The 7,860-nt window shown below is 53.4% G+C and carries 8 protein-coding genes; 2 read left to right on the top strand and 6 right to left on the bottom strand.

Translation table 11 applies throughout. The features are described 5' to 3' along the window. The 6 genes from Q8Q07_07560 to Q8Q07_07535 all read right to left on the bottom strand — a co-directional run. Positions 1–335: NusA N-terminal domain-containing protein (locus tag Q8Q07_07560; protein MDP3880141.1), on the bottom strand; the 335-nt coding region annotated here is incomplete at its 3' end. Between the two features lie 161 nt (positions 336–496). After that, the gene (gene glmS / locus Q8Q07_07555; GenBank protein MDP3880140.1) at positions 497–2,281 is read right to left on the bottom strand and encodes a glutamine--fructose-6-phosphate transaminase (isomerizing); all 1,785 of its coding nucleotides are present in this window, start codon (positions 2,279–2,281) and stop codon (positions 497–499) included. A 7-nt stretch (positions 2,282–2,288) separates the two neighbouring features. Then, entirely contained in the window at positions 2,289–3,464 is a 1,176-nt protein-coding gene (locus Q8Q07_07550) for a sugar phosphate nucleotidyltransferase (protein MDP3880139.1), read from the bottom strand. A gap of 7 nt (positions 3,465–3,471) precedes the next feature. Beyond that, on the bottom strand, positions 3,472–4,674 hold the full coding sequence (locus Q8Q07_07545; protein ID MDP3880138.1) for a sugar phosphate nucleotidyltransferase: 1,203 nt from the start codon (positions 4,672–4,674) through the stop codon (positions 3,472–3,474). Between the two features lie 10 nt (positions 4,675–4,684). Then, positions 4,685–5,974, bottom strand: a complete 1,290-nt coding sequence (gene glmM / locus Q8Q07_07540) for a phosphoglucosamine mutase (protein ID MDP3880137.1) — start codon at positions 5,972–5,974, stop codon at positions 4,685–4,687. Positions 5,975–6,008: 34 nt separating this feature from the next. Beyond that, positions 6,009–6,446, bottom strand: a complete 438-nt coding sequence (locus tag Q8Q07_07535) for a DUF1616 domain-containing protein (protein ID MDP3880136.1) — start codon at positions 6,444–6,446, stop codon at positions 6,009–6,011. 147 nt (positions 6,447–6,593) lie between these two features. On the opposite strand from Q8Q07_07535, the gene Q8Q07_07530 reads away from it, so the two are divergent. Further along, on the top strand, positions 6,594–7,349 hold the full coding sequence (locus Q8Q07_07530; GenBank protein MDP3880135.1) for a YebC/PmpR family DNA-binding transcriptional regulator: 756 nt from the start codon (positions 6,594–6,596) through the stop codon (positions 7,347–7,349). Between the two features lie 51 nt (positions 7,350–7,400). Continuing rightward, on the top strand, positions 7,401–7,860 hold a 460-nt coding region (ruvC, locus tag Q8Q07_07525; protein MDP3880134.1), incomplete at its 3' end, for a crossover junction endodeoxyribonuclease RuvC.

Here is a 7,860-nt window from a genome sequence, read left to right as displayed (position 1 = left end):
TTGGCGGTTTGAGCGGCAATACGCCCGGCATTATGCGGAGTGGCTTCCACTACAACCACATCCCCAATCTCCGCATCCGGCTTGATACGGCGAGCCTCAGTTAACGATACCTCACTACGACTATCCACAGGTTTTTCAACGACAGCTTTCTCCGCCCATACCTGGACCTTACCGCTGGACGGGTTAATCTTGACTGAAATATTCTGATTAGCCGCAAAATTATCTTTACGGTAAGCTGATACTAATGCCTGTTCTACCGCAGCAACCACTACTTCGCTAGGTAAGTTCTTCTCAGCCGAGAGCTGAGTGATAGCCAGTAGAAAGTCACTCTTCATCTCCGACCCCCAATATATTTTAGGCTATAACAAAAAAGTGGGAATCAAACCCACTTCACTAATCAGAAAAAGTATATCACAACGCTATTCAGTATTCAAGTCACGGAACATCAAAACAAGGCTGACTCACGCACAAACCGGGTTGTTGCTCGCCCTCTCTCTCACTCCACGGTAACGCTTTTCGCCAGGTTTCTCGGGAAGTCTATCGAGCAACCTCTCTCTTTAGCCGCGTAGTAAGCCAGCAGCTGTAAAGCTACCGTATTGACCACGGGTGAAAACACGGGGTCAACCCGCGGCACGGCGATTACCAGGTCAGCCAGCCCTTCAACAGCCTCTTCCCCCTCCCCGACCAGCGCTATCAGGGGAGCTCCTCTGGCTTTAACTTCCTTGATATTGGTCAACATCGCATTGTAAGTACTGTCCCTGGCAACAATGGCAATGACCGGAGTGCTGCCGCTCAGCAGGGCAAAGGGACCGTGCTTCATCTCTCCGGCGGCATAGGCTTCAGCGTGGATGTAGGAAATTTCCTTCAACTTGAGCGCTCCTTCCAGAGCCACCGGCAGATTGATACCCCTGCCGATAAAGAAGACATTGTCATACCTGGCCAGATATTGAGCGTATTCCACAATCTTACTCTCATTATCCAGTACCTGCTGTACCTTGCTCGGTAGCTGCCTTAGCTCCATAAGCAGGGAGGCTAATCTCTTGGCATCAGCCCGGGAATAAGACGTTACCAGCCAGTAAAGCACCATGAGCTGGGCCATAAAAGTCTTGGTAGCCGGTACGCTTATCTCCGGTCCGGCCTGGGTATAAATGGTCTGGCTGGCAATACGGCTGACCGTACTGCCGACTACATTGGTAATGGCAATCACCCGGCAGCCGATCTCCTTCAGCTTTTTCATTGCCTTCAATATGTCAGCCGTCTCTCCGGACTGGGTAAGAGCGATAGCTACCGTTCTGGGCAGCGTCTGGCTGTAGTAATTGAACTCAGAGGCAAGCTCAACCCTCACCGGAATCCTGAGCAGCTCTTCGAAAATATTTTTACCGATTAAAGCGGCATGGTAAGAAGTGCCGCAGGCCAGTATGAGCACCGGTTCGCTTCCGGTATCCCTGATGACCGCCAGGTCGCCCATTGACTCCGTGGCCCGGGTATACTCCCCCAGGGTATTACGGATTACCCTGGGCTGTTCATGAATCTCCTTGAGCATGAAATGCTCATAGCCCGCTTTTTGAGCTTCCTCAACGCCCCATGATACCTTATTCTCTTTCCATTTAACCACGGCGCCATTACGGCTAATTTTTATCTCATCCTTGGTTACCACCCCGATATCGCCGTCTTCCAGGTAGATAACCCGGTCAGTATAGTCCAGTATTGCCGGCACATCCGAGGCGATAAAGTTTTCCCGGTCACTGACGCCGATAATTAACGGATTATCCTTTCTGATCGCCACCAGCCCTGGCTCACCGGCGCGTAACACGATAACAGCATAGGAACCTTCAATGTCAGCCAGGGCGGCAGCCACCGCTTTCACCAGATCGCCATCGTAGTATTTCTCAATAAGATGCGGGATTACCTCGGTATCCGTTTCCGAGACGAACCTGTGTCCCTCGCTGACCAGAAGCTTCTTCAGCGCCTCGAAATTACTGATAACGCCATTATGCACCACGGCGATATTCCCGGTACAATCCAGGTGAGGGTGAGCGTTGACCTGAGATGGCGCGCCATGAGTCGCCCACCGGGTATGCCCAACCCCTATCATCCCCTGGAGGGAGGGTAACGTTTTTCCCAGCGCCTCGACTCTGACCGCATCCTTGTAGACTTCAATCTCATCGAAAGCCACCGCCACGCCGCAGGAATCGTAGCCCCGGTACTCCAGCCTTCTTAAACAATTAATCAGTATGGATTGAGCCTGCTTATCACCAACGTAACCAACTATGCCGCACATAGTTCCTCTAAAGAACAAAACTCCGGTCAGGGAGATTGCCACTAATCAGTTTCATGGCTTTAACCTGAGTGTAGTTACCGACAATCACCCCCGGTTGAGCGACCACACTGTTCTCCAGGTTACAGCCCGCGCCGAGCATGGCCCCGACATTTACCCGCTGGTGTTCACCGTTGATACATACCTCGGCTTCACTCTGACAGGCGAGAAAGTGTCCTTTAATAACACAGCCTTTATCAATAACCGTATCCTGGACAATTGAGCCGGCGCCGATATGAACATCATTGCCGATGACGCTATGTTCAATCTCACTGAATGCGGAGATAACCACATTATCACCGATACTGGTCGACGGCAGGATACACACGTTAGGGCCAATATCGCAATTCCGCCCGATAACCACCGGTCCAAGGATATAGGAGTTCGAGCGTATAATTGTGTCCTCGCCCACCGATACCAGCCCCTTCACCGAAGTGCCCGCTTCAATAACGCCGCCCAGGCTAGCCGGTATGCGGCGCAGAACCGCATCATTCAGACTTAATATATCCCACGGATAGACGGCATCAAGCCAGGTACCATCCGTCTCCTGAGCGCTAATAAGACAACCCTCTGCCCGCATCCTGTTCAGGACACCGGGAATATCCAGTTCGGTCTCCATAAAATTAAAGACCTCTTTATTGAAAGCATAAATACCGGTATTGATGATATTAGCCTCTGCATCCCCGTGATTTTCCACAATCTCCCGCACCAGGCCGTCATCAACAGTCACCACACCGTATCTGGCCGGGTTATCCACTTTCTTGACCAGCACCGCGTGCGGTTTAACGGTAACAAACCGGGCGATAGTGCCGGCTTCGATCAAATTGTCACCCGGCAGAATGAGAAACTCGTCTTCGACGGCATCCCTGGCCTGGGCTAGAGCATGGGCTGTGCCCAGTTGCTTGTCCTGTGTTATGTAAACTATATTGACGCCAAATTGCTCTCCGCTGCCCATATAATCGAAAATCTCTTCCCTCCGGTATCCGACGACGATAACAATATCACGGATGCCATTTCGGGCTAAAGCCTCGACGACATACCGGAGTATCGGCTTACCGGCTATAGAGAGCATCACCTTGGGCCGGGTCACGGTAAACGGCCTCAGTCTCTGGCCTTCCCCGGCGGCTAGGATTACGGCTTGCTTCATGATAATACTAAAACACCTTTGAATTTGGTGAAATAACTCCGTGGGCAACCGCCCCGGGACCAATATGAGTACCGTTACCAATCATCGTGCCCACATTGATGCAGGCATTAATCCCGGTCTCAACCCTGTCCCCCATTATCGCGCCCAGTTTACGCCTCCCGGTATTTTTCCCCGCCACCCAAATATCACTCTCATCAAGCTTGAGATTAGCGATCTTGGTGCCCGCCCCCAGATTACACCCCTCACCGATGATGCTGTCACCCACGTAGTTGTGATGAGGCGCTTTACTGCCGTTCATAATTATTGAATTTTTAACCTCCACCGCCGCGCCCACGTGACAACCATCGCCGATGGCAGTATGGGGACGGATATAACAGTTAGGCCCGATATCACAGTCCTGGCCAATCATCACCGGCCCAACGATATATGAGCCGGACCTGACCACCGTACCACTCCCGATGGATACGCTCCCTTTAATGACCACATTCTTCTCTACCATACCCAGGTTCCGGGCTTCCATGCCCGAAAGCAAGGTCTGGTTGGCGCACAGCAAGTCCCACGGGTAACTGAGGTCAATCCAGCGACTGATCTGATGACAGTAAACCGGGTGTCCGCCGTCTATCAGCAACTGTATGGCAGCCGTCAGCTCATATTCACCCCGGGGCGACTTCGGAGTCCGCGCTATCGCGGCAAATATCTCCGGAGTGAACAGATACAGGCCAGCATTAGCCAGATTAGAAGGAGGATTGGGCACCTTTTCATGAATGCGGACTACCCTGTCCCCGCTCAACTCAACCGTCCCCAAGTCTCGGGTATCCGCAACTTCCACCAGGCTCATCGTAATACCATTGCCGCCCATCAGAGCCGCGATTTCCTCATGACCGACAATCACATCTCCGTTTATCACCAGAAAGTTCTCTTTCACCAGTCCCTCGACCACTCTCACCGCGTCAGCCGTACCACCTTGCTTGCGCTGAGTAACGTAGTCCACGCTCACTCCCCATCTATCACCGCTGCCGAAGTAAGCGCGCAGCTGCTCATCATGGTAACCGACGATGAAGATAAACTCCTTAATACCCGCCTTGGCCACCTCAACGAGCGAATGTTCCGCGATAGGCTTATTGGCGACCGGTATCATTACTTTGGGCCGGGTATAGGTAAGGGGACGCATCCGGTTCCCCTCCCCGGCAGCCAGGATAACTGCCTTCAATCTGATCTCCTCACTTCTCTTTATCCTCCCTGATAATAAGGCTGACACACCTGTCGTAAAGTTGCTGCGCCCGCTCCCGGCTTGCGGCCTCGGCCGTTATCCTTATTTTAGGTTCAGTCCCTGAAGCCCTGACCAGCAGCCAGCCGTCAGCAAAATTCAGTTTAACTCCATCGATATTATTTACCGATAACGGGTTCATCACCAGAAGCTGTTTCTCCAGGTTGGAAGTTGCTACGCTATTAGCAGTGATATCACCGCGGAGGAGAGGATAATCAGGTATGGCATCAACCAGTATCGATATTTTTTGCTCACCGGCGATAGATACCAGCCGGGCGGCGGCATAGATGCCATCGGGGCAGAGCGAGCTACCGGGAAAGACCCAGCTACCGGATGGTTCGCCGCCGAAGTCTCCGCCCTGTTTAAGCTCCTCGGAGACGTAGATATCGCCGACCCTCGTCCTGATAATCTGAAAACCCCTTTCCTCAACCACCATTGAAGCGTCAACGGTAGTTACCATTTTCCTGGCCCCTGCCTGCTCGGCGAAGAGCACCAGCAGCTTGTCTCCCGGGATAAACCGTCCCCGGTCATCCACCGCCATCATCCGGTCCGCATCCCCGTCATGAGCAATACCCAAATCAGCGCCATATTCCCGGGTCGCCTGAATCAATCCCGCCAGATTGGCTTCCGTCGGTTCCACCGGGTGGGGGAAAAAGCCGCCGGGAGAACAATTCATGGTAATGACCTCGCAGCCCATTCTCTCCAGCAGACCGGGAGTAATCACCGAAGCCGCCCCGCAGGCGCAGTCCAGCACCACCTTAAGCCTTATCCTGACCGGGAAATCCCGCAGTATATGCTCGATATGCTTTTCAACTGCCCCCCGATAAAAACCAGCGCTCTTAATCCCGCGCCACGGTGCAGCCGGCAACGAATCATCTGAAATCAGTCTCTCCACCTGCTCACGCTGAACAGCATCAAAGGCAGAGCCGTCCGGGTTTACAAGCTTGATGCCGTTATATTCGGGGGGGTTGTGCGAGGCGGTAATCATTGCCCCGGCCTGAAACTCCCGCGCAGCCAGAGCCAGGGTCGGTGTGGGCACAACTCCGGCATCAAAACACTCGGAACCGGCGGCGAGCGCCCCGGAGATAAAGGCATGCTTGACGGCATCACTGGAGGTCCTGGTATCACAACCCACCACCACCCTATCATAGACCGTACCGACCGCCAGACCCGCCTTCAGCGCCAGCTCAACCAGAGATCTGTCAGCCACCCGCCGTATCCCGGAGCTACCGAATAGATGCATGGTGAGTTGATTTTAACCCCCGTCAATCTGGATGTCAATTAACATCCACCCAGAGATGAAGGCTCTGGTAGACTTCATTCAATCCCTGCCGGTAGAGCCAGAACTCCACTTTTTGTCTCTCCCCGGCGCTCCGCGGGGTAAAACCCACCACCCCTACCCATTTTCCCTCAGGCTCAAACGTCAGCGGACCCAGTCCGCCGACCTCCGCTCCATTCAGGCTCACTTCCATACGGTAAGTCACCGTCTCCTGCTCCCGGTTGACAATGCCCACGATAACCTGACTCTCCATCCCTACCGTCAAGACTTCAGGATAGCCTCCAGCCTTTCCATTCAATCCCAGGAGATAGAATTCGGTATACCTGTCCTTGACAGGGGGGGCAATGACGCTATACAGCAATATCCCTAAAGCCCCCAGAATAGCTATTAGCAGGACGGTGGACAGTACCCTGTCCCGGAGTATGCCGAACCTCACGCCATGCCTTTCTCTGTCATCGCTAAGTCTGAGTATAATCCAAGACGACGGTAAAGACAATAATTTCTGCGGCGCGCCTTTGACCGCAAGCAGGTTTGGTGCTAGAATTATCACGTTGGTCTTGTCAGTCAGCAAGGAGGGCTAGCGATGTCAGGACATTCCAAATGGTCCTCGATCAAACATCAGAAGGGCGTGGCTGATGCCAGGCGAGGTCAGCTTTTCACCAAACTCACCCGCGAGATAATCGTTGCGGTACGCCAGGGGGGCGGCAATCCCGAATCTAACTTCCGGCTGCGGTTAGCCATACAGAAAGCCCGCGATAGCAATATGCCGCTGGAGAATATCGAAAGGGCAATCAAGCGGGGCAGCGGCGAGCTTGAGGGAGTCACCCTCTCAGAAATGGTTATGGAAGGTTACGGGCCCGGCGGGACGGCTATCCTGGTACAGGCGTTGACCGATAACCGCAACCGCACCATACAGGAAATACGTAACATATTCGCCCGCGGGGGCGGCAGCCTGGGAGAAAGCGGCAGTGTTACCTGGCTCTTCAACCCGAAGGGATTAATCAGGGTAGAGACCGGTGATTTGGACACGGAAGAACTGACCCTCCAGGCCATTGATGCCGGGGCTGATGACGTGAAAACAGAGGACGGCTATATCGAAATCTACACCAGGCCTGATGACCTGGAGGCGATCAGAGCCAGCCTGGAAGAGAAGAACGTCCCTGTGGATTCCACCGAGCTAACGATGATACCCAAGACCACCATCTCCCTGGAAGAAAAGGCGGCAATACAAACATTGAAACTATTACACAAACTGGAGGAACTGGATGAAATCCAGGGCGTTTACAGCAATGTCGATTTCCCCGACGCGATTCTGGAAAAGTACCAGGAGCAGACTTGATATTAGCTACACGACATACCGTTTCCCCGCAGTGATATTAAAAGCTTGGTAATGATAATTTTAGGCGTTGACCCCGGGACTATAGCCATGGGCTACGGGATAATAGCCGGCAAAGACGATGAAATAAGTCTGGTCGATTACGGTTCTCTTAATCCTGCGCCACGCTCCCCAATCGGGGAGCGTTTGAGTTATCTCTATAATCAGCTCCTGGAAATTGTGGCACGCTATCAGCCTGATGCTGTCGCTGTAGAGCAACCTTTTCTGGCCAAAAATGTCAAGTCGGCGCTGGCCATCGGCCGTGCTCAAGCGGTGGCTTTCCTGGTCGCCGACTACAAGGGAATCCCCAGCTATGAATATACCCCCGCCCGGATAAAGCAGCGGGTAGCCAACTACGGTGCCAGCTCCAAGGAGCAGATTCAGGAGATGGTCAGGCTTCAGCTCAAGCTATCCCAGGTTCCGGAACCAAACGATGCCGCTGATGCCCTGGCAGTAGCCCTCTGCCACCTCAGTG

It is taken from the genome of Dehalococcoidales bacterium (assembly GCA_030698765.1).
Classification (GTDB): Bacteria; Chloroflexota; Dehalococcoidia; order Dehalococcoidales; family UBA2162; genus JAUYMF01.
This window is presented reverse-complemented; position numbering and strand designations above follow the sequence as displayed.